Below are 21734 nucleotides of genomic sequence, written 5' to 3' on the forward strand. Positions count from 1 at the left end.
TTGTCGCAGCAGCCCGCGCAGCGGGATGCGACTTAAGCGTTTTGTTAGGTTTCATAACTTGTCTGCCTGAATAACAACCGTACTTTTTGGTAAAAGGGACAAAGGACCTGCAAAGTACTTAGAGTTTTCCAAAATTATGACCCCATTAAAATATTCGTTGACGATACCTTCACTGGCGAGGGAGAAAAAAATTGTTTGGTTATCATGGCAGCTAACAATTAACTCCCAAAGATTAGACCCCTCTTTTGCATAAAGCCTCTGTAAAATCAGAGCTTTCGCGTCTGTTTCACTCCATGAAAGTAATTTGGGTACACTGCCATACATTGATGTATGCATTTCTCCCTTTGAGTATGACAAACTCTTGAACTCTAGTAAGTTGCGATCTCCACATAGCTCAGAAGCAGTTGAGATGTTTGTAATACACCCAAAAAAGAATAAAAAAGAAATCGATGCATGAAGAAACCTAACACTAAGCTAAGGGGCAAATACACAATGCGATAATCGCGAAGCCGCATTGTGTATTTGTCCCAGCGACCCGCGCAGCGGGTTGCGACTTAAGCGTTTTGTTATATTTCATCGTCCAAAATATCCTCGATTGGTTCATAGTATGGGTCTGGGCCAAATAGTTTGGTTTTACCATACGAGACTAGGAACCCAAAACTTGAGAGAGTCGCCATACCTAAACCAATCGTTAGTCCAAACATAAAAACTAAGAAAGCATCTTGTTTTTCAGCCCAAGGGAAGAGTTTTGCTACACCAAATGCAACGCAAAAAGCGTAAATAAATTGAAGAACCCAACCAAAGGCGTATTTGAACTTTCTAAATTTAAATCCCGAAAGAGACTCATTTTCCTGTGGTATCGGGCCAAACCAAGTTAATGCAATCATAGAGATTTTGCTCTTCCAAAAAATATGAATGAGAAGATACAGAGTAAAAACAATGAAATAAAAAAGAGCTATTTTTTCAATCATACGCAGAAATATAACTTCCAAATAAGGGGCGCAGGCACGGGGCTATAATCGCGCAGCGGCCCCGTGTATGCGTCCCAGTGCGCGTCAGCGCACGACTTAATTTGTTTGTTATAAATGATTTACGGTAAAAGCCGCAAGTGAAAAGAGTGCAGTCTTGAGTTTGCTTTTGATGTTTTTAATAACCAGCCATGGCGCGTACTGAGCTAAAGCGACGTTCAAAAGAGATTTGCCGTCACAAGTAACCGCAGACGTAGCAACTGTAGAATTGGGAAACAACCTTTCACTCACTTGGTCGTAGCCGTTCTTGTATTACCTGCGAAGAAAGGCCGAAAAGGGCGGATTGTTTACGCAGTCGAATGTTTGAGAGCAATTGCTGTTAATTGAAAAGAAAAGGCAGAGACCATTGGCTACTGAAAAAAGAGTTCAAGCCCAAATTTCGCCATGGTTTATAACAATATTATTATCAGGAAAAATTCCTCTCTACAAACAGGAATTTTTCCGTCTATCACCCAAAAATTCCTTTCTGAGCCATTCAAAATCACAAAAAGGAAAAATTCCGCCTTTCACGCTCTCGGAAACACGGAAAATTTCCATCTATCATTCAACTTTAATCTTGGAAATACTCGGCTAAATCGTCACTACCACCAATGTGTTTTCCGTCGATAAACACTTGTGGAACGGTTTCTCGACCGGTGACTGCTCGTAAACTTGTTAGTGAAATCTCGTTTCCAAGTACGATTTCTTCGAAAGCCAAGCCTTTTTCAGTAAGTAACGCCTTTGCTTTTGCACAGAAAGTACAGCCGGGCTTTGTGAACAGCGACACAGATGCAGACACTGTTGCTTCTGGGTTGATGTAGTTGAGCATGGTATCGGCGTCAGATACCTCAAATGGGTCGCCTGGCTTTTGAGGTTCGATGAACATTTTGTCTACTACACCGTCTTTAACCAGCATAGAGTAGCGCCATGAACGCTTACCAAACCCAAGGTCGTCTTTGTCCACTAACATACCCATGCCATCAGTGAATTCGCCATTGCCATCAGGAATCATTGTGATGTTTTCAGCTTCTTGATCGGCGGCCCATGCGTTCATTACAAAAGTATCGTTTACCGATACACATACAATGGTGTCTACACCGTTGTCTTTAAGAACACCGGCAAGCTCATTGTAGCGGGGGAGGTGTGTTGAACTGCATGTTGGTGTGAATGCGCCAGGTAATGAAAAAACAACGACTGTCTTTCCGGAAAAAATCTCATCTGTGGTTACATTTACCCACTGATCGTTTTGGCGGGTAGGGAAGGTAACGTTTGGTATTTTCTGGCCTTCGCGGTTTTCTAACATGTATGACTCCAATGTCTTTTTGATTATGGGGTGGCGTATAACTTTGTAAAAGATAGCTTATAAACTAATACATACCAAACGAATAAAAGTCATTAAATGGTTCGTAAAAATAGATTAGAGATTAATGAAAAAAGCCACCGTCATTACAGAGGGTGGCTTTGCTAACACAATTGTTGAGTCGCTGTAGGCTTTAAGCCGCTTTAACTTTCTTCGCTGGCTTACTGGTGGAGTTTATCTTTGCTACCAGTTCTTCATGGTCGAAATCATCAACGTTGATAGTATTCAGACGCTCGATCTCGGTTCTGCGCAGCAGATCTGCTTCTTCGTCAGTAATAATACCGGCCTCTAGTGCTTCATCTGCCAGTACATCTAAGCGAACAAACGGAAGCTTCTCTTGTTTGTGCTTACAGATCTTATCGAAAATTGGTTCGCATGCGAGTACGTCGTCGAGTGCTTGCTCTAAATCACCCACCAAATTACCCGGCTCTCTAGTAATGTACTGACCATAACCTAAACGGCTACGAGCAGATGACGGCGTTTGCAAAATGGTTGCAATAGCATGTTCAGTTTTATCTGACGGCTTTTTGATACGTCGACCAAAGGGCATCACGAGTACTTTCAAGTAAATAGCCACTGGCTTGCTTGGGAAGTTAGTGATGAACTCGTTGATCGCCGTTTCGATGTCGTACAAAGTGGTTTGCATGGCCCAGTGAAGGAATGGAAGATCTTCTTTTAAGCGACCATCTTCGTCATAACGCTTCAGTGTTGTACTCGCCATAAACAATCCGCTTAGGATGTCTCCTAATCGAGCAGAGAGTCTTTCGCGACGTTTCAAATCGCCACCTAACACGCCCATTGAAATGTCTGAGAGCAACGCAAGGTTTGCACTATAACCTTCTAGCAGCTTGTAATAGCGTGCTGTTTCGTCGGTAAACGGGGCAGAGTTAAACATACCGTTGGTTACTGAGAACCACGTGCTGCGTACCGTATTTGCAATCGCAAAACCAATGTGACCGAACACCGCCTTATCGAATGCTTCGAGGGCTTGCTCTTTGTCTTTGATGGCAGCGGCATGAATCTCGTCAAGTACGTATGGGTGACAGCGCATCGCACCCTGACCAAAAATCATCATGTTACGGGTCAAGATATTTGCGCCTTCAACCGTAATAGAGATGGGTATACCTTGATAACCACGACCTAAGTAGTTGTTTGGCCCAAGCATAACGCCTTTACCACCGTGTACGTCCATGGCGTCGTTAACGACCTGACGGGCTTTTTCAGTGAGGTGATACTTGGCGATAGCAGAAATTACTGATGGTTTTTCGCCAATATCTACACCCACGGTAGAGAAGCGAGTAACGCCGTCCATCAAATAAGCATTACCACCAATGCGGGCTAGCATTTCTTCAACGCCTTCCATTTGACCTACTGGAATTCTGAATTGACGACGAATACGTGAATACGCACCCGTGGCAAGCGCCGTTGTTTTAGCACCACCAGCAGCGCATGAAGGTAAAGTAATACAGCGGCCCACTGACAAACATTCCATCAGCATACGCCAGCCTTTACCGGCCATGTCAGCGCCACCAATAATGAAGTCTAGCGGTACAAAAATATCTTTACCGCGAATTGGGCCATTTTGGAACGGTGTATTTAATGGGAAGTGACGTCGCCCAATATCTAGACCCTTGGTATCACGAGGGATAAGCGCACAAGTAATGCCTAGCTCTGGCTCGTCACCCAGTAAGCCGTCGGGATCGTGAAGTTTAAACGCCAATCCAATAACGGTAGCAACAGGGGCTAGGGTAATGTAGCGCTTATCAAAGTTGAGTCGCATACCCAGTACTTCTTCACCGTTGAATTCACCTTTGCACACCACACCTGTGTCAGGAATTGCACCTGCGTCAGATCCCGCTTCAGGGCCAGTCAGTGCAAAACAAGGGATTTCATCACCCGCGGCTAAACGCGGTAAGTAATGGTCTTGTTGTTCCTTGGTACCATAGTGCTGCAATAATTCACCTGGCCCAAGCGAGTTGGGTACACCTACTGTGCTCGATAGTACCGCGTTCGCGCCAGAGAGTTTTTGAAGTACGCGAGACTGTGCAAATGCTGAAAACTCTAATCCGCCGTATTCTTTTTTGATGATCATGGCGAAGAATTTGTGTTCTTTTAGGTAGTCCCACATTTCTGGTGGTAGGTCTGCGTCTTGATGGTTAATCTGCCACTCGTCGACCATGTTACAGACGCGCTCCACTGGACCGTCTAGAAACGCTTGTTCTTCTTGGGTCAGTCTACCCTTTGGAATGCGATGTAGCTTTTCCCAATCTGGTTTACCGCTGAAAATATCACCGTCCCACCACACTGTACCGGCATCAATGGCCTCTTGTTCGGTGCGTGACATTTCTGGCATTACCTTTTTGTAAAATGCCAAAAGCGGTTGTGTTATGTATTGATGGCGTATTGAGGTAACTAAAAACGGTACGAATACCACGGCGTATACTAACCACCCCAGAAACCCAATATCTCCAAAGATAGTGCCTAGGAACATTGCTCCTGCACCAATGCTTGCCGTAGTTATTAGGCTAGCGCGTTGGTAACTAGCGGCTGCCAGTAAACCAATAACAATTAAAAACCAAATTAAATCTGCCATACATCACTCCTGAAAAGGCGTTATCTGCAACACGTGGCCGTCTCTACATTGTGGTCGAAAGAACGCGATCCTGCGCACTAACTCGTGTGAGGTCTGACCAGAACTGAAAAGTAACGGGTGAGGAGGCAAAGATCAAGGTTTTTACATGAAGAACGCGTAATATTTTGAGCGTACAATCGTTAGCTGATAAGGTCTGGCGGGCAGTCTGTTGAGCGTACTAATAGCGGTATGGCAACAGAATGTTAATGAAACTAGTGCAAGATCCTACTAAGAATCATGCCTCGTTAAGAGGCATGAAATGACGAAATTCACTATTTGGGTATGTAGTGTTTTAGTTGAATATCACCTTGCTCGTCGCCGTCTTTAAACTGTTGTAGGCGTACTAAGGTGTAGTTCAGTGATGGTGCAAACCAAGCGAAGGTTTCTCGGGTGCTGTTCTTGCGGTTTATTTTTACCTTGATTGTGTCTAGTTCACCAAAGGGAACTTGAAGCGTTTCTTCTCCAATCACTGACACGGTTTGCGAGCGTAATTGACCACGAGAATTGATATAGTCGTATGCAACTGTGTCTTCGCCTTCGGCTAGGCCATGAGCGATAAACAGTCGGTATAGTTGATTATCTAGCTGACCGTTCCAAGGGTGATTATCACCATCTTTTACGACGATGGTTGCAGGTTCTGTGGCGTCAAAATTCACATCCAACGATTTATTTTTTCCCGTACCACGACGAGAGTAGTGATATTCGTTGGGAATAATCTCACCTTCTAACAGGCTAAAAACGGAATGTTCGTTTCTTTTGTCAGAAAGGAAAAACTTAGACACCTTTGAGGCGTAAGTAAGGGAGTATTGAGACTCAGACAACTGGCTGAGTTCTATTTTAGCCGTACCAACATCATCTCCCCATTTGAAGGCTGTGTACTCAGCGGAATAGGGGGTAAATGGATTGCCTTGTGCAGATGCTAATGTGGGGAGAAAAAGTACTAAGCTGAGTAAACAGCCTAGTACTTTGTTTTTATTCACTTGCGTAGCCTGACTCAGGAAGCGGATTGTCATCTAATATGGCCTTGTTATCTCGCATGGTTAGCCTTCCATCACATACCCATTCTAGTACCAATGGGTAAATGCGGCGTTCTTGTTCCTGAACACGCTCTGCTAGCTCTCCTGCGGTATCTTCTTCAAAGATAGGCACTCGGCTTTGAATAATTACTGGGCCGCCATCCAACTCTGGTGTCACAAAATGCACGCTCACGCCGTGCTCTTCATCACCGTTGTCGATGGCCCGTTGATGCGTATTCAGACCTTTGTACTTCGGCAATAAAGATGGATGAATGTTCAATAACTTTCCAGAAAATTTGTTGACGAATTCTGGCGTTAAAATACGCATAAACCCTGCAAGCACGATACAGTCTGGGTTTTCTTGGCTTAAAGTGTCTGCTAGCGCTTGGTCGTAACTCTCTCTGTCTTCATACTGTGAGTGGTCTAAACAGAGATGACGAATGCCTGCGTTTTCTGCACGAGTCAAACCATAGGCATTGGGTTTGTTACTGATGACTAGACTGATTTCAGCGTTTAGCTTGCCATCATCGATATGATCGATAATGGCCTGCAGGTTACTTCCATTTCCGGAAATCAGAACGCATAGTTTAGATTTGCTGCTCACTCGTTGATCTCAACTTGTTCGTTACCGTCTTTGGCTTCAATGTCACCAATGACCCAGGCATTCTCACCGTGTGCGGTTAGAATTTCGAGGGATTGTTCAACATTCTCTTCGTCAACAACGATAACCAGGCCAACACCACAGTTAAAAGTACGATACATTTCGTGTGTTTCAACGTTGCCTTGTTCTTGTAGCCAGTTGAACACAGTAGGCCATTGCCAGCTAGACGCATCAATCACTACTTTGGCATCGTCTGGCAGTACGCGAGGAATGTTTTCCCAGAAGCCACCGCCAGTAATGTGAGAGATCGCACTCACTTCAACTTCTTCAAGAAGTGCGAGGACAGATTTTACGTAAATGCGTGTAGGCGCTAATAAATGGTCAATTAGCGGCTTTCCGTCAAGATCAGCATTAACATCTGCATCACTCACTTCAAGTACTTTGCGGATCAATGAGTAACCATTTGAGTGTGGCCCTGACGAACCGAGTGCAATTAGCTTTTGCCCTGGTTTAACTTTGGTACCGTCAATGACTTTATCAGCTTCGACCACACCAACACAGAAACCAGCAATGTCGTAATCGCCATCGTGATACATACCCGGCATTTCAGCTGTTTCACCGCCAATAAGTGCACAGTTGCTCTGCTCACAACCATCACCAATACCAGCAACAACCGATGCCGCAACGTCAACATCAAGTTTACCTGTGGCGTAGTAGTCTAGGAAAAATAGCGGCTCAGCGCCTTGAACAATGAGGTCATTGACACACATTGCTACAAGATCAATACCAACACCATCGTGGCGACCTGCGTCCATAGCTACACGAAGCTTAGTACCTACACCGTCAGTACCCGATACAAGAAGCGGGTTTTTGTACTTTGTAGGAAGCGAGCACAATGCACCAAAACCACCTAAATTGCCTTTGACTTCTGGACGGTGAGTCCTTTTGGTAACAGATTTAATCCGTTCAACAAGTTGGTTTCCGGCATCAATATCAACACCAGCATCTTTGTAACTTAACGAGGTTTTGTTTTCGCTCACGGTTGCGCCCTAGAACTAAGAGGTGGAAAAACGCGGATTCTACCAGCATGTAACACTAAGTCCAATTGCCTTATCGACTATTCTCGACAATAAATAACGACGCATGTAATTAGTGGATGAAATATGCCTAGTTTTGTCAGACAATAGTGCAAACTTAAAATTGTTCTTCAGGATAAAGAGTCTAGGTAACGTGCTGATCATAAATGCTTTAATACGCCAAGGTGGGCTTAACAAGGCTCCGTTGCTATTACTCTTCGTTGCAACCCTTTGTTTCGGCAGGCTCGCTCATAGTGCCACCTTGGTTGAGGTGAACACCGCTGCCGTAGAGGTACAAGACCAAGGGCAATCAACGACACAACGGGCAATGAGAGAAGCATTGTCTCGTGTTTTCGTGAAAATGTCTGGCACTCAAGCCGTGTTAGATAACGGCGCAGTGCGCTCGGCTGTGCGTTCTCCAGAACAATATTTACGCTCTTACCGTTTCTCGTTCGATGAGGGCAAGATATTTTACGTTGCAGAGTTTGACGAAGAGAGAGTGTCGAACATTCTCCGCGAACAAAACCTTTCTATATGGGAGAGTCGGCGACCCGAAACTCTTTTTTGGTTAGCCATACAAGATGACGCCGGAAGACAGCTTGTGAGTAACGACTCTGAGCATCCACTGAAAACAGCGATAGATGAAGTGGCGGACTACCGTGGCTTGCCTGTTGAATTAGCCTCTGTTAGTGAAGCCAATGATAACTCTGCGTTGCTCTACGATGTATGGGGGCGTTTCGGTGCTCGTATTAAATCTGCGTCTTTGACGTACGGAGCAGATACCATCATTGCCGCTAGGTTATATCCTAACCGTGCAGAAGAAGTAATCATTCCTGAGCAAGACAATGAGACGCCAGTCGATGAACCACAAGGTCAAGGTTCATCACTAAGCCTTGAAGATGCAGAGCGATTGTTAGAAGAGGCATTGTCTCAGGAATCGCCAACCGCTGACTCAAGCGAGGAAGTGCTCGAAACAGTGTCAGACAACCCATCAAATGGAGAAGCCGAATTATCGTCACTGGATATGCTATTAGACGAAATTTTAGCTGAGCAAGAGGGCGCCAATAGCGCGGCTGAAGAAACCTCAGAAGAATCACTGCCCAGTTTTTTAAACGATATTGATTATTCAAACAGTGATATTCAGGCTTACGAATCGGAAGAGCAAGTAACAAGAGGAAGCGCGTTTTCAAACGAAGAGTTTGATTATTATGCCGAGCGTGAGACCAGTGGCGACTATGGTTTTGACTTTATGATCATGTCTCAGTCGGGTGTTGTTGAAGGGAAAATCTACGGAAACTCGCCTGAGCAAATGATTAGCCGATTTGTGAACCAGTACGCCGATGATATTGCGGTTCAGTATACGGTATCGCATGCCGATGCTGACATTGCTCGATCTTCACTGTCAATCTCAGTAGCGAATATCAGTAGTATTGAGAACTACGTCGCTATAGTGAATTACCTTTCAACCTTCAGCTTAATTGAATCCGTGGTGCTGACACAGCAACAAGGCTCTGTGGCAAGCTTCGACCTTGTTTTGTTGGGGGATGTGCAAGACTTCATCACAACCATCTTGTTGGATTCGCAATTGGTTCCCGTTAATGAAAGTGCCCAACAGGATGAGTTACAGCGGGCATTTTATTGGAACCCTTGATAGTAGATTATGCAATTACCGCTTCCTGTCTCATTACCTGTTCACGAAACCTTCAATAGTTTTGTTGAGGGAGTGAATGGTGAAGCGGTGAATGTGTTAAAACGCATCACTCAAAGTCTGAGTCACGCCTCAAATGGCAATGAACACCTCGATCTACAATCCCTTTCTATGCCCATGGTATTGCTTCGTGGCGGCGCGGCCACTGGCAAGAGTCACCTATTGTTTTCCGTGTGTCACAGGTTGGCGCGTGCTGAAATAGCCCATCTTTATTTGAACTTAGATGATGCTAGCCAATGGGTCCCTTCCGTATTGGAGGGATTAGAGTCATTACCTGTCATTTGCCTCGATAATATTGATAGTGTGGCAGGGGATCCACTTTGGGAAGAGGCGCTCTTCGATTTATTCAACAAGGTAATTGAGAAGAGTAATTCACTTGTTATTTGCACCCAGCGAATGACTGATATGCCTGTTGATTTTGTACTACCTGACTTGGCTTCTCGTTTGTCTTGGGGAGTGACTTATCATTTGAAGCCACTCAATGACGAGGGAAGAGAAAAGGCACTGAGGTTACGAGCTTCTCAGAAAGGCTTGTCACTGTCAGAACAAGCATTACAGTTTTTGCTTCATCACAGTGACCGTACTATTACTAATTTGGTCAGTCTTCTCGACCGATTAGACAGTCGCTCACTACAAGAACAGAAGAAATTATCGGTTGCTATGGTGAAGCGAGAGCTAAACCTGCCTTAACTCACTTTGTTGTATCTATTCTCTGTGCTGCCACTATTCATGTGATTGACGCACCTGTTCAAAAAGCTCTGCCTTTTGAGTAGCGTTCAATTCGATACTGGGAACAACTGAACGGCCTTCCGATAGGGTTAACGTATCAAACCACGGAGCGCCCGCAGGGAAATCAACAGGGTCTGGCAAGCTATTTTGGATGGATGGTACGTTTAGCGTGGGAAGAACTCGACTAACCGCATAATTAACCCTTGATTGGATCGACGGATCATTCACTCTGTCCCGTTGTGCCCAAGTGACCTCATAATCTCCGTCTTCAATCGTTTGCTGGGTGAATACTGCGGCATCAGAACTCACTCCCATGCGATACAACATCATGAAGCGTTCAACCAGTGTGGCAAAATCCTCTCTCTCTGTGTGGTATGAGTAGAAAGATACTGCATTGTCTTCGGTGAACCATTGGGCAACTTGAGACGCTGTATATCCCCGTTGTGTAGACGATGCCGATTCACCTCGATACATCACGCGAGCAAGGGCATGAAGCTGACTCGATGTTAACGGAAATACTCGATCTAACCCCGTGGAAAGCGGCGAGTAACCATTGTTGTTGGTATACGAAAGGGGGGATTCGCTCATGGAAATTTGTGACCAACGAGTGTAATCAAAATAATCATTTGCATGGGCAAGTTCATGGTAAAGCAGCCAGGTGAGGGCAGCTTCAACACCTTCTCTTGTTCTCGTTGCTCTATTTTCAGCTTGAGTTCCTGGTTGAGGGTAGTAATAAGCGCCATCGCGAACATAACGCCAGGTTGTGTCGTAAGCCAGTTCTGAACCAAACCCAGAGCGATAGTCAGGTCGTGTGTTTACTGTGTCTCGTTCTTCTGGCGTTCGCCAAAAGTTGTTTGCATCTAGATAAATTGCCCCTGTTGCCGTCCAATAGAAAGACGGGCGAATATCATAAGAAATCACTACAGCTGTCGTTGCACGCAACAGCGAGAGCATGTCATCGCCACTGGGTGACGTCATTAGGTAGTCTTTAAACGCGTCACCCATCCAAGGGTGAGAAACATATGTTCTATTCAAAACATCATCTATGGTCGGTGACTCTGTGTCCTGACCTAACAAGGGAAGAGTTGAGAAAGCGCAGCTGTCTTTTACCGTGTTGTTGTATACACATTGGTCTAGTGCATTCGCATAAGGGCTATTTTCAATATAAGCCTGCATGTGTGAGGTTACTGTCTCGGTACCATCATTATTTAACGCATACATAAAGCCGGACGTATCAATATCTGTACTTTTTACAAGTACTAATGTGGTGTCAGTGCCTTGAGTTCCGTCACTGTAAGTAATATCTGCTTGGTATTCGATCACTTGATCTTGAGTTACCCGTGGGGCTTCAAAATAAATGGTGTAGGGTAGACCGCTGCTGTAACTCACGTTGACCGGCGTTGGGCCGCTTCGTTGCGTCCAGCTTATACTCGACACGTCATCCACTTTTAACGGGTTTGCGTAAACCCTCAGTGAAACGCGGTTACCTTCGGACGCCTCATGCCCTCTGCGAATGATGGCATCGGGAGCACCCTCTTCAATGATGCTAAATGACTGTTCTGCTTCAACAGATGCACCACTTTCTAATGTGGCAGTAGCAGTAATGGTGTAGTCGCCTACTTGAGAGGCATCAAACGCAAACACTTGCGTATGTGAACTTAACGACGTAACGCTGGGTGACGTTGATTCCCATGCAATAGACGTTATGTTTTCCCCGGTGTCAGCTAATGTAGCAAAGGCAACAGAATCACCCAACGGAATAGATTCTGCGCCAACGATGATGAGCTGTGGAGGCTCAGAAGGAATTGGCACCTCATTGTTGTTACTACTTGAGCCCCCGCCACAACCCGCGAGAAGGGTGATCAAACCAACAATTGTGTACCGCATCATGATTATTCTCCTTCGAAAAACGCTCGCTCTTCTTGCATCTCTTGTTTGAGTTTTTTAATTCCTAAACCTAATTCTCTGCCTCGCTTACGAGCGAATACTGCACAGCCGGTAAACATACCTACACAAAGCACTAGTTCAATGGCGCCATAAAGAGCCTCTTCGGGTACTGCGTAGATTACGGTAATGGCATGCAATAAATAAAACAACACCACAAAGTTTGCCCAAGCGTGTGTGTAAGGTTTGCCCTGCACAACTCCTTTATAAGGTAACGCGAGAGGAATTACATATATTAAGGCTACAAAAACAGGCGAGTAGCTATGAGTGGTTGTCAAAAAAAACTGCCAGCTGATCACCCATACGAGTAACAACGTGTGGCTAATTAGTGCGAGGTAACGATATTTTTTGGTATCTGGAGACATTGTTAGTCCTGTTTTATTGAGCATAGCGCTTGGGCCATGTGCGCTAGTCGTTTGCCTTGCGCTACGCAAAGCGCTTTTTCTTCTTTGCTTAACGCGCTTTGTGTATTCACCGCGTGATGCGACACTCCATAAGGCGTTCCACCACTGGTCGTGGCATGCAGTTCTGGCTCGCTGTAAGGTAGCCCACAAATCACCATACCGTGATGAAGCAATGGGAGCATCATCGACAGTAGCGTTGTTTCTTGACCACCATGCATTGAGCTTGATGAGGTAAAAACGCACGCTGGTTTATTGATTAACGCACCTTTTAACCATTGCGCTGTTGATGAATCTAAAAAATGCTTAAGCGGTGCGGCCATATTACCAAAGTAGGTAGGGCTACCGAGCGCCAGACCACTGCAGTTCTCCAAATCTGAGAGCGTGACATAAGGTGGTCCATTAGTGGGTTCATCAGCTGTACCATTTGATGATATCTCCGGGACAGTGCGCACCATCACTTGATGTTCACTAGATTGAACACCCTGAGCGATGGCATCTGCTAGGCGCTTGATACTGCCATGTTTACTGTAGTAAAGGACAAGGATAGGCCCCATTACACTATTTCCAATACTGCCTCTGGTGGGCGCCCAATACGAGCACTGTCACCGTTAATCACTACAGGACGTTCAATCAGTTTTGGCTCTTTTACCATAGCTTCAAACAACATATCGTCGGTCACTGTCTCTGCCCCTAGGTTAAGTTCTTTATACGCCGCCTCTTTTGTACGCATCATTTCGCGAACTTGTTCAACATTGAGCTTACCAAACACGCCTTTGAGTGCTTGAGTAGAAAGCGGTGTTTTTAAATATTCAATAACTTCAGGTTCAATACCTTTTTCCTGAAGTAGTGCTAATGTTTGTCGGCTTTTAGAGCAGCGAGGATTGTGCAGTATTGAAATAAGTGACATGATTTGAACCGCGTAAATTGAAGATGACGAGACTATTGCGGTTTTGCGAGTAATTTTCAAGTCGATAGGTATAGATAGTCGCTATTGGTTGAATTATTGTTCTCGAATGTACACGAAATAAACACAGACTTATTAAGGAGTTGGTGAATGTGGTTGCGTATAGCTACTGTTGTGTTGGTATTGCTGTCGGTAGCTGCCGGTGGATTCGTATATAAGGTTACGCGTAACGACTTTTCAACGTTAAATGGGCAAGGTTATCGTTGGAATGCATTAGAGGGCCAGTGGATTATCGTAAACTATTTCGCTCCGTGGTGTGCGCCTTGTTTAAGAGAAATGCCAGAGCTTCATCACTTCGAAAATAATGCGCCTAGCAATACCACAATCTTTGCCGTTAACTTTGATGTAATGAGCAAAGATGACCTCCGTGAAATGGTCGAAGAACACAACATCCAACTAGACGTTATCTATGTGGATGAAAGCACAGTGCTGCCCATGGAAAAACCACCGTATCTCCCTGCCACTTACATTATCGCACCCGACGGTAAAGTAGTGGATGCGATAATGGGGGAAGTATCTTCAAACTTACTCAACGAAAGATTGCAGTTATTACAATCTCGCTAATCGCTCTTCTTGGGCTCTGAATTGTTCGATTCTGGCTCTTATACGCTGTTTCTCCAGATAACTATCTTTTGAGAAGTTGTAAGCGAACTGTAGCTCGTCTACGGCGAGTGTGTAGGCTCCGTACAATGCCAAGACCTCAGCTTTGCTTTGATGCATCTGCGAATACATGTTCGCTTTCTGATAGGCGTCACTAATAAGCTGGTGTGCCAAATGGTAATCGTTGTCTATCAGTAGATAGTCTTTGAGTAAACTGATTGCCTCATCGTAACGCTCGGCATATATCATTGCATTGGCGTAATTCAAGGCTAGCACCTTATTTCTCGGATTTATCTCCACATGCGACGCTAACATCTCGATGGCGGCATCGGGTTTTTCCAATTCAATCAATATATCGGTGGCTGCATCTAGATAAAACAGATTGTCACTGTCCTTTTCCAATAAGCTTTCAATGATTGTTTTAGCTTCTTCTAATTTCTCAGTCCGCATTAAGGCAAGTGCAAGTCCATATCTAGCGGCTACTTCACTTCGATAATCGCCGCTAGAAAGCATTGCTTTAAAATGCTCCTCTGCATAGGCGGGCTCAAAGGAATAACGCGCTTTGATTCTTGCCTTAGCTAATTCAAACGACGTACTGATGGGAATAAAACGGGTAGGGTAATCTCCCGCTCGGTTTCTCGCATCGGCGATTCGAGTTTCTGTTAGCGGGTGAGTGAGCAAGCGCGCTGGTGGACGTGATGTCATTCGATATTGCTCAGCAAGCGTTGAGAAAAAAGTCGCTGCAGCATTGGGGTCAAACCCAGCTCGAGCGAGCGTAGCAATACCAATGCGATCGGCTTCTTGCTCATTTGAACGAGTGTAGTCTATTTGCATCTGTGCTTGCGCTGCTTGGCTTGCCTGGATGGCAGCCATACCCGCTTGTGGATTAGCGATGGTCACCAAAAGGCCACCTATCAAAGAGGCAAGTGCAAGTGGCGACGAACGCTGTTGCGCTTGAATCGAACGGGCGATATGGCGTTGTGTTACGTGTGATATTTCGTGTGCCAATACCGAAGCAAGTTCACTTTCACTTTTTGATCTTCTAATGAGACCCGCATGAACACCAATGTGACCACCAAAAAAGGCGAATGCGTTAACTGCGTCATTGTTTACCCAGAAAAATGTGAAGGGAAATTTGGTATTGTCGGCGTGCACCACGAGCCTATTACCTAAATCCTGCAGATATTCATCGAGCACTGGATCCATAATCATGGGCGATTGCGCCCGCATTTGACGCATGACCGCATCACCGAGCAACATCTCTTTGTCGATAGAGATTGCATCTGAGGCAACTACGCCTATTTCTGGTAAGGCGTTTCTATTGGTTTGTGCGGCATCTTGAGCGATGGCAGGTAGGCTTGCGCCAATAACGGCTGAGATAACCAGTAAGCTGAGTCTTAAAACGCGTTTCATAGGCCCTTAAAGTTACAAAGTGTTCCGTACAACATCTAGTTAGAGATAAGAATATCTGTTCAGTTTCATTTAGATGAAAAAATATTTTGCTTTTGTTTTAGTAGACTAAAAAAGCAACACCAATTCCTTTTCAATCCCACTATAGCACACTGTCTTGTACGTGTTGGAGTTACTCAAAGGTTTTGTTTCAACGACAAAATTTTGTGAGTGGTGGTATGGAGTATTGCGAGCGATAGGCAAATTACTCTATCATGCTGACTCTACCTTCTATATTCCTTGGACGTAATTATGATTAATGTGTTTGGTCGCTGGTACCAACGCAAATTTTCTGATCCTGACGCAGTGATGCTGCTGATCCTCATTGTTTTCACTACGGCAGTACTTCTCCTTTTGGGCGAACTTATTATGCCGGTGCTGGTTGCTGTAGTTGTAGCCTACTTACTGGACTGGCCTGTGAGTAAGTTAGTCAATCTCGGTATGGGAAGGGGAATTGCTTGCACCATAGTTATGCTCATATTTTCTACATTGATGGTGCTGCTATTCGTTGGATTGGTGCCTATTATTTCCAAGCAGAGTATTAATTTAGTTCAGGAAACGCCGCTTATTTGGCAAGAGGCTCAATCGTGGTTGCTCACTCTTCCGGAAAAGTACCCGGATTACGTACAAGCGGTACAAATTCAACAAATGATGCAAGGGTTAAATGAAAAACTCGTATTAGTGGGTGAAACGCTAATATCGGCGTCGTTTAGCAATTTGGCAACGTTAGCCGCAGTGCTGGTCTATCTCATTTTGGTGCCGTTGATGATTTTCTTTATGTTAAAGGACAAGCAATACTTTCTAGAAAGTATTTCTCGAATCTTACCCAAAGAACGTCGCCTTATTACTCAGGTTGGCCATGAGATGAATAGCCAAATAGCAAACTACATCCGAGGTAAGGTAATCGAAATCCTTATCGTAGGTATTGTGTCCTGCGTCACCTTTGTTCTGATGGATTTGCGTTATGGCATTCTGCTAGGCGTACTCGTTGGGCTTTCTGTGTTAATTCCATACATAGGCGCTGCAGTGGTGACCATTCCGGTTGCCGTTGTGGCTATGTTTCAGTGGGGAATAACGCCTGAATTTTGGTATTTGATGGTAGCGTACGGCATCATCCAGGCACTTGATGGCAACCTTCTGGTCCCTATTTTGTTCTCTGAGGCGGTAAGCCTTCATCCTCTGTATATCATTGTCGCAGTATTGGTATTTGGAGGACTGTGGGGATTTTGGGGAGTGTTCTTTGCTATTCCTTTGGCCACGCTAGTGAAGGCGGTTATCAGCGCTTGGTCTTCATCTCCACAACCAGTGGAAGCCCAATAGCTTGAAAGAGCCCTCGATGCTTGTGAGCAACGAGGGCTAGGTTCATTACTCAGCTTGGTTTTCTAGGTGATCTAGCACTACTGTGTGGTGCTCTTTGGTTTTAAACTTGTTGAATACATGTGAGATTACACCGGTCTCGTCAATAAGAAAGGTTTGGCGATGAATGCCGTCGTACTCTTTACCCATGAACTTTTTAGGTCCCCACACACCAAAGGCGTCTGCTACGGCGTGATCTTCATCTGAGAGCAAGGTGAAGTTTAACGACTCTTTTTCAATGAATTTAGGCAAGCGTTTAACTGGGTCAGGGCTGATCCCTAAAACTACAACGTTTTTATCATCGAGTGCTTCTTTGCTGTCCCTTAAGCCTTGAGCTTGAACCGTGCAGCCGGGCGTCATCGCCTTTGGGTAAAAATAGACCAAGACTTGCTTGCCCTTGAATGAATCCAGCGTCACTTCGTTGCTGTTTTCATCAAGTAGCGTAAATTGAGGGGCGGTATCACCAGCTTGTAGCGTTTTCATGGGTATCCTTCTTGTGTTTGTCTAGTACCTTTCCGGTAACATTCAGCGTGCCAAATAACTGCATCAATTCGGCTTCCATAGCTTCAAAGTTTTCCGCTTCTGGCATATTCACCACAAATTTGCATCGCATGGTTTCTTTGCCGTTGTCTTCAGCTTTGAACGTTCGCTGTCTAAAAGCACTAATAGAACCGTTGCGTTTAGCAAAGAATCCCGTGACTTCTTTTACCAAACCTGCAGTGTCTTCACCACTGAACTCTACGTCAAAAAGATGTTCGAGATTTTGTTTCTCATGATGGCGAGTACGCTTCATCATCGACAGTAGATCAAGTTTTTGACACAAAGCCGGTATCATACATTCGGCACGTGAAATAGCCGAGGGGCTGCCTTCGAGTATCATGGTGAGAGAGAATTCTTGACCGTAAATGGCCTGTCGACTGTCTAGTATATTGCATTGTGCTTCAGATACGGTCGCAGCGATTTCACTCAGCGTTCCTGTTTGGTCTGCACCTAAAATCGTTGCGATAAGTTGTTGGGCCATGACAATTTTCGTACTAATTTGACAGGGGCAGGATGTTACCACAGAGTTTTTTTTCAGTACCAGTAGCTTTTTGTCGGTAAGTGACAATTTTATGGCAATTTCTTTGTATTTAACGCCCTACATGGGTTGTGTTTAGACCACGACATAATTACCATGTGCGCTCACATTTTTCGGAGAGATTATGTTTACTGGCAGTTATGTAGCATTAGTTACACCGATGTTCGATAATGGCGACATCGATTATCAGTCATTAGAAAAACTAGTACAGTTTCACATTGAACAGGGTACACACGGAATTGTGTCTGTGGGTACTACGGGCGAGTCAGCTACATTGCCTTTCGATGAGCACGTAAAAGTTGTCAAAGAGACCGTAGCCATGGCCTCGGGAGCAATTCCTATTATTGCGGGAAGCGGCGCTAACTCAACTGCAGAAGCGATATTCTTAACCGAACAAATTGGCCGTCTTGGTGTAGACGGTTTTCTTAGCGTTGTGCCTTATTACAACAAGCCTCAGCAAAAGGGAATGATAGCGCATTTCAATGCTGTTGCTGACGCAAGCGACCTTCCTGTCATTCTTTATAATGTGCCCGGTCGCACTGTTGCTGATATGCTCCCCGAAACAGTCGCTGAACTGGCAAACCACAAAAGCATTGTTGGTTTGAAGGATGCCACTGGAGATATTGGTCGATTAAAGGCAACGCAGCCGCTAGTCCCGTCAGATTTCGTGATTTTGAGTGGTGACGATGAATCAAGCAGTGAATTTCTGTGCGAAGGTGGTCATGGGGTTATTTCTGTCACCGCAAATATAGTACCCAACGCCATTGCAAAAATGTGTGAAGCGTCTCTAGCTGGCGATTTTGCACAATGTAGAGCAATCAACGACACTATTAAGAAGCTTCATAGCACACTATTTATTGAGCCAAATCCAGTAATGCCGAAGTGGGCATTGTATAAAATGGCGAAGATGGAAAGCGCAGCAATGCGATTACCTATGGTTTTACCGGAACTTACCAGCCAAAAAGAAATCGAAGAACTATTACAAGAATACGCATTGATTTCTGGTTAAGAAGGAACCCTAATGAAAAGAACGTTGGCATTTGCAAGCGCGATAGCAGTAATGACGCTGGCAGGCTGCTCTAGTAAAGTAGACCGTCAAACGGCTTCAGGTAGTTATGACTACCTAGAAACCGAGCTTCAAGAACCGCTCACAATACCCACGGACCTAGATTCTCCAAGATTCTCACGTGAATTTGATATCCCAGAACTGGGCGAGGGTGCAGACACCTCGCTAGTTGGCAAAAGGCTACCTGTGCGGTCGCCCTCACTTATATTGCCTGTGGTCACGGGCTCGCACGTTGAAGAAGGCAGTAACACCGCAACTATTTGGTTCGACCAAGTAGACGATTCACAACCTCTTAGTCAAGCGGTGTGGAATTCACTACTTAGCTTTCTCGACCAGCAAGGTATTGGTGTAGACCATTTTGATCCCGAGCAGAAAGTACTCATTACTGACTGGATGATCATTACGCAAGAAGAAGATAGCGCTTGGTACAGCTGGACGACGACTGAAAGCCAAATTGGTCGCCGCTTTGAGTTCAATCTTGACGTTAAAGCCCACGGAAGAACTGCTGCGCTTACTGTAGATCTTAAAGACTACATGGCTACCTCATCAAACAATGTGGTGTCAGATATCGACAGCATGCAAGAGCGTCGCGAAGAGGTAGATGTACTTAATCAGGTTATCGGGCACTATGAATATCAAGTGCGCTTAGAGGAAAGCCGTCGTATCGCAGTTATTCGTCAAGGTTTGCGAACCGAAATGGGCTTTGATGATGACGGTGCGGCTGCCTATATTGTTAACGCTAAGTATGACGTGGCATGGCCTCGTCTGCTATTGGTGTTGCGTAAGCTAGGATTCGACGTAAAAGACTTAGATAAATCTACGGGTTTGCTGTTTGTCACTTATAATGGCGCTGAAGGCGGTTGGTGGAGCAACTTATTCTCCAGTGCTGAAGAGATACTAGAACAGGGTGACTATCGCTTGAAAGTTAACGCAGCAGCGGCGGAAAGAACTACTATTACATTTATGAACGACGAGAGTACGCCTTTCGAGGCGAATCAGGTTTCCGACCTATACAGCGCTTTTGCTGAGGTCATGTCAGAAGATAACCTTGATATTTAATTGAGACTGAGAATGGAAAAACGTGAAGAGCTTTACCGTGGTAAAGCGAAAACTGTGTACTACACCGACGATAGCGAAAAACTTATTTTGCACTTTCGGAATGACACATCGGCTTTTGATGGCGAGAAAATTGAACAACTCGACAGAAAAGGTGAAGTAAACAACAAGTTCAATCATTTCATTATGACCAAACTTGAAGAGGCAGGCATTGCCACACAAGTTGAAGAGCTTGTTTCTGACACGGAATCTGTGGTCAAAAAATTGGATATGATCCCTGTTGAGTGCGTAGTAAGAAACTTAGCTGCGGGTTCACTTGTGCGTCGTCTTGGCGTGGAAGAAGGCAAGGAATTATCTCCGCCGTTGTTTGAGTTCTTCCTTAAAAATGACGCACTTCACGATCCTATGGTGAATGATTATCACATCACTTCATTCGGCTGGGCGACAGAAGCGCAAATCGCTGAAATGAAAGCACTAACGTTTAAAGTAAACGACGTGCTAAAAGCCATGTTTGATGAAGCAGGAATGTTGCTAGTTGATTATAAACTAGAATTCGGCGTTGACAGTGCAGGAAACATTGTATTGGGTGATGAATTTACACCAGATGGTTGTCGCTTATGGGATAAAGAAACCCGTAAGAAAATGGACAAAGACCGTTTCAGACAAGGATTAGGTTCTGTAGTAGAAACTTATATTGAAGTTGCAGAACGTTTAGGTTTGTCTCTGTAAACCCAAACCGCTATTTACTTGAAGGCCGCTTTTAATGCGGCCTTTTTTGTGAAAAAATCTCATCAAATCATATTCATATTTCGGTTTCTATCTTGTACAAGTCTGTACTTTTATCTCTAGTAGCCATGGTTGCATTTGCAGCAAATTCACTTTTTTGCCGTTTAGCACTCAAAGAAGGCGCTATAGATCCAGCTTCATTTACTACTATTAGGTTAGCGAGCGGCGGGCTAGCTCTGCTATTAATCATTTCATTCAGCCATGGTAGCCAACTGAAAAGCGTATTTAACCTTGATAAAAGTACTGCTTTACAGGGTGGAGCATTATTGGCTTATGCGTTGTTTTTTTCTATTGCGTATATTGGGATGGCCACAGGCACTGGAGCACTGGTACTGTTTGGAAGTGTTCAGATCACTATGCTGCTCATCGCCTACCTGAAAGGCGAGCGCTTTTCTTTGCTCCAATGGCTAGGCTTTGGTATGGCGTTGGGTGGAATCATTTGTTTATTACTTCCTGGTGCGGACGCGCCTAGCGTTTTACCTGCGGTAAGCATGATTGTTGCTGGTATTGCATGGGGAGTATATACCTTACTGGGCAAAGGCGTGAGTGCACCCGTTTCGCAAACGGGTAAAAATTTCTTGTTCGCTAGTCTTGTTGTTGTCCCTTTGATGCTTGGTACCTTATTGTTTAATTATCAACAGGTAACTTGGCAAGGTAGTTTGTATGCGACCTTGTCTGGTGTATTTGCCTCAGGTTGTGGCTATGCGATTTGGTATAGTGTTTTACCACGCTTAAAAGTGACCTTGGCATCAACACTACAGCTAAGTGTACCCGTTATTGCTACGTTTATGGGGTGGTTGTTCTTAAATGAGTCAGTGTCGACACTGATGATAATTGCCTCATCACTTACTTTGTTTGGTGTTGCCATTGTCATAAGTGCAAGAAAAACTCACTAAACCTAG

The 21734-nt window shown here is 44.8% G+C and carries 22 protein-coding genes; 8 read left to right on the plus strand and 14 right to left on the minus strand.

Translation table 11 applies throughout. The features are described from left to right. Positions 1 to 51: 51 nt before the first annotated feature. From EYS00_RS20675 to purM, 7 genes are all read right to left on the minus strand, one after another. Entirely contained in the window at positions 52 to 336 is a 285-nt protein-coding gene (locus tag EYS00_RS20675) for a hypothetical protein (protein ID WP_141252467.1), read from the minus strand. Positions 337 to 566: 230 nt separating this feature from the next. Next, a complete protein-coding gene (locus EYS00_RS06235) occupies positions 567 to 971 on the minus strand; it encodes a hypothetical protein (RefSeq protein WP_130635705.1) in 405 nt (134 codons plus the stop codon). A gap of 607 nt (positions 972 to 1578) precedes the next feature. Then, on the minus strand, positions 1579 to 2310 hold the full coding sequence (locus tag EYS00_RS06240) for a glutathione peroxidase (protein WP_130635706.1): 732 nt from the start codon (positions 2308 to 2310) through the stop codon (positions 1579 to 1581). A gap of 190 nt (positions 2311 to 2500) precedes the next feature. Then, the gene (gene fadE, locus EYS00_RS06245; protein WP_130635707.1) at positions 2501 to 4960 is read right to left on the minus strand and encodes an acyl-CoA dehydrogenase FadE; all 2460 of its coding nucleotides are present in this window, start codon (positions 4958 to 4960) and stop codon (positions 2501 to 2503) included. 311 nt (positions 4961 to 5271) lie between these two features. Beyond that, complete coding sequence (locus EYS00_RS06250) at positions 5272 to 6012, minus strand: DUF3108 domain-containing protein (protein WP_130635708.1); 741 nt, start codon at positions 6010 to 6012, stop codon at positions 5272 to 5274. Then, the gene (gene purN, locus EYS00_RS06255) at positions 5972 to 6619 is read right to left on the minus strand and encodes a phosphoribosylglycinamide formyltransferase (RefSeq protein WP_130635709.1); all 648 of its coding nucleotides are present in this window, start codon (positions 6617 to 6619) and stop codon (positions 5972 to 5974) included. Before purN ends, EYS00_RS06250 begins: the two co-directional genes overlap by 41 nt. Beyond that, positions 6616 to 7656, minus strand: coding sequence for a phosphoribosylformylglycinamidine cyclo-ligase (purM, locus tag EYS00_RS06260; RefSeq protein ID WP_130635710.1), 1041 nt, complete (start codon positions 7654 to 7656; stop codon positions 6616 to 6618). Before purM ends, purN begins: the two co-directional genes overlap by 4 nt. 190 nt (positions 7657 to 7846) lie before the next feature. Here purM and EYS00_RS06265 point away from each other — a divergent pair, with 190 nt between their 5' ends. Next, a complete protein-coding gene (locus EYS00_RS06265) occupies positions 7847 to 9343 on the plus strand; it encodes a DUF2066 domain-containing protein (protein WP_165399329.1) in 1497 nt (498 codons plus the stop codon). Positions 9344 to 9352: 9 nt separating this feature from the next. After that, positions 9353 to 10090, plus strand: coding sequence for a DnaA regulatory inactivator Hda (hda, locus tag EYS00_RS06270; RefSeq protein ID WP_130635712.1), 738 nt, complete (start codon positions 9353 to 9355; stop codon positions 10088 to 10090). Positions 10091 to 10123: 33 nt separating this feature from the next. On the opposite strand, the gene EYS00_RS06275 is transcribed toward hda, so the two are convergent. The 4 genes from EYS00_RS06275 to arsC are packed head-to-tail and all read right to left on the minus strand — an operon-like array spanning position 10124 to position 13384. Further along, the gene (locus EYS00_RS06275; RefSeq protein WP_130635713.1) at positions 10124 to 12019 is read right to left on the minus strand and encodes a hypothetical protein; all 1896 of its coding nucleotides are present in this window, start codon (positions 12017 to 12019) and stop codon (positions 10124 to 10126) included. 2 nt (positions 12020 to 12021) lie between these two features. Next, positions 12022 to 12438, minus strand: coding sequence for a DUF2069 domain-containing protein (locus EYS00_RS06280; protein ID WP_130635714.1), 417 nt, complete (start codon positions 12436 to 12438; stop codon positions 12022 to 12024). A gap of 2 nt (positions 12439 to 12440) precedes the next feature. Next, positions 12441 to 13031 (minus strand): NAD(P)H:quinone oxidoreductase, encoded by a 591-nt coding sequence (gene wrbA / locus EYS00_RS06285; protein WP_130635715.1) that lies wholly within the window; start codon positions 13029 to 13031, stop codon positions 12441 to 12443. After that, positions 13031 to 13384, minus strand: a complete 354-nt coding sequence (gene arsC, locus EYS00_RS06290; RefSeq protein WP_130635716.1) for an arsenate reductase (glutaredoxin) — start codon at positions 13382 to 13384, stop codon at positions 13031 to 13033. Before arsC ends, wrbA begins: the two co-directional genes overlap by 1 nt. Before the next feature lie 147 nt (positions 13385 to 13531). On the opposite strand from arsC, the gene EYS00_RS06295 reads away from it, so the two are divergent. Beyond that, entirely contained in the window at positions 13532 to 14005 is a 474-nt protein-coding gene (locus EYS00_RS06295) for a TlpA disulfide reductase family protein (RefSeq protein ID WP_130635717.1), read from the plus strand. Here the strand turns inward: EYS00_RS06295 and EYS00_RS06300 are convergent. Then, positions 13991 to 15454, minus strand: a complete 1464-nt coding sequence (locus EYS00_RS06300; RefSeq protein WP_130635718.1) for a M48 family metalloprotease — start codon at positions 15452 to 15454, stop codon at positions 13991 to 13993. The genes EYS00_RS06295 and EYS00_RS06300 overlap by 15 nt on opposite strands. A gap of 288 nt (positions 15455 to 15742) precedes the next feature. On the opposite strand from EYS00_RS06300, the gene EYS00_RS06305 reads away from it, so the two are divergent. Further along, positions 15743 to 16810, plus strand: a complete 1068-nt coding sequence (locus EYS00_RS06305; protein WP_130635719.1) for an AI-2E family transporter — start codon at positions 15743 to 15745, stop codon at positions 16808 to 16810. Between the two features lie 45 nt (positions 16811 to 16855). On the opposite strand, the gene bcp is transcribed toward EYS00_RS06305, so the two are convergent. Together bcp and EYS00_RS06315 are read right to left on the minus strand one after the other, a co-directional pair. After that, a complete protein-coding gene (gene bcp / locus EYS00_RS06310) occupies positions 16856 to 17329 on the minus strand; it encodes a thioredoxin-dependent thiol peroxidase (protein WP_130635720.1) in 474 nt (157 codons plus the stop codon). After that, the gene (locus tag EYS00_RS06315; protein ID WP_130635721.1) at positions 17307 to 17867 is read right to left on the minus strand and encodes a glycine cleavage system protein R; all 561 of its coding nucleotides are present in this window, start codon (positions 17865 to 17867) and stop codon (positions 17307 to 17309) included. Before EYS00_RS06315 ends, bcp begins: the two co-directional genes overlap by 23 nt. Positions 17868 to 18048: 181 nt before the next feature. Here EYS00_RS06315 and dapA point away from each other — a divergent pair, with 181 nt between their 5' ends. From dapA to EYS00_RS06335, 4 genes are all read left to right on the plus strand, one after another. Continuing rightward, the gene (dapA, locus tag EYS00_RS06320) at positions 18049 to 18933 is read left to right on the plus strand and encodes a 4-hydroxy-tetrahydrodipicolinate synthase (protein WP_130635722.1); all 885 of its coding nucleotides are present in this window, start codon (positions 18049 to 18051) and stop codon (positions 18931 to 18933) included. 12 nt (positions 18934 to 18945) lie between these two features. Continuing rightward, complete coding sequence (gene bamC, locus EYS00_RS06325) at positions 18946 to 20049, plus strand: outer membrane protein assembly factor BamC (RefSeq protein ID WP_130635723.1); 1104 nt, start codon at positions 18946 to 18948, stop codon at positions 20047 to 20049. A 12-nt stretch (positions 20050 to 20061) separates the two neighbouring features. Continuing rightward, positions 20062 to 20775: a phosphoribosylaminoimidazolesuccinocarboxamide synthase gene (gene purC, locus EYS00_RS06330; RefSeq protein ID WP_130635724.1), complete on the plus strand. Its 714-nt coding sequence runs from the start codon at positions 20062 to 20064 to the stop codon at positions 20773 to 20775. 92 nt (positions 20776 to 20867) lie between these two features. Beyond that, a complete protein-coding gene (locus tag EYS00_RS06335) occupies positions 20868 to 21728 on the plus strand; it encodes a DMT family transporter (RefSeq protein ID WP_130635725.1) in 861 nt (286 codons plus the stop codon). Positions 21729 to 21734: the final 6 nt, after the last annotated feature.

Source organism: Alteromonas sp. KUL49, assembly GCF_006538345.1.
In the GTDB taxonomy this organism is placed as follows: Bacteria; Pseudomonadota; Gammaproteobacteria; order Enterobacterales; family Alteromonadaceae; genus Alteromonas.

Bases quoted from the DNA above. Each gene is read 5' to 3' on its own strand.
- EYS00_RS20675 (WP_141252467.1), bottom strand. From the start codon at position 336: ATGCATACATCAATGTATGGCAGTGTACCCAAATTACTTTCATGGAGT.
- EYS00_RS06235 (WP_130635705.1), bottom strand. From the start codon at position 971: ATGATTGAAAAAATAGCTCTTTTTTATTTCATTGTTTTTACTCTGTAT.
- EYS00_RS06240 (WP_130635706.1), bottom strand. From the start codon at position 2,310: ATGTTAGAAAACCGCGAAGGCCAGAAAATACCAAACGTTACCTTCCCT.
- fadE (WP_130635707.1), bottom strand. From the start codon at position 4,960: ATGGCAGATTTAATTTGGTTTTTAATTGTTATTGGTTTACTGGCAGCC.
- EYS00_RS06250 (WP_130635708.1), bottom strand. From the start codon at position 6,012: ATGACAATCCGCTTCCTGAGTCAGGCTACGCAAGTGAATAAAAACAAA.
- hda (WP_130635712.1), top strand. From the start codon at position 9,353: ATGCAATTACCGCTTCCTGTCTCATTACCTGTTCACGAAACCTTCAAT.
- EYS00_RS06275 (WP_130635713.1), bottom strand. From the start codon at position 12,019: ATGATGCGGTACACAATTGTTGGTTTGATCACCCTTCTCGCGGGTTGT.
- EYS00_RS06280 (WP_130635714.1), bottom strand. From the start codon at position 12,438: ATGTCTCCAGATACCAAAAAATATCGTTACCTCGCACTAATTAGCCAC.
- wrbA (WP_130635715.1), bottom strand. From the start codon at position 13,031: ATGGGGCCTATCCTTGTCCTTTACTACAGTAAACATGGCAGTATCAAG.
- arsC (WP_130635716.1), bottom strand. From the start codon at position 13,384: ATGTCACTTATTTCAATACTGCACAATCCTCGCTGCTCTAAAAGCCGA.
- EYS00_RS06295 (WP_130635717.1), top strand. From the start codon at position 13,532: ATGTGGTTGCGTATAGCTACTGTTGTGTTGGTATTGCTGTCGGTAGCT.
- EYS00_RS06300 (WP_130635718.1), bottom strand. From the start codon at position 15,454: ATGAAACGCGTTTTAAGACTCAGCTTACTGGTTATCTCAGCCGTTATT.
- EYS00_RS06305 (WP_130635719.1), top strand. From the start codon at position 15,743: ATGATTAATGTGTTTGGTCGCTGGTACCAACGCAAATTTTCTGATCCT.
- bcp (WP_130635720.1), bottom strand. From the start codon at position 17,329: ATGAAAACGCTACAAGCTGGTGATACCGCCCCTCAATTTACGCTACTT.
- EYS00_RS06315 (WP_130635721.1), bottom strand. From the start codon at position 17,867: ATGGCCCAACAACTTATCGCAACGATTTTAGGTGCAGACCAAACAGGA.
- dapA (WP_130635722.1), top strand. From the start codon at position 18,049: ATGTTTACTGGCAGTTATGTAGCATTAGTTACACCGATGTTCGATAAT.
- bamC (WP_130635723.1), top strand. From the start codon at position 18,946: ATGAAAAGAACGTTGGCATTTGCAAGCGCGATAGCAGTAATGACGCTG.
- purC (WP_130635724.1), top strand. From the start codon at position 20,062: ATGGAAAAACGTGAAGAGCTTTACCGTGGTAAAGCGAAAACTGTGTAC.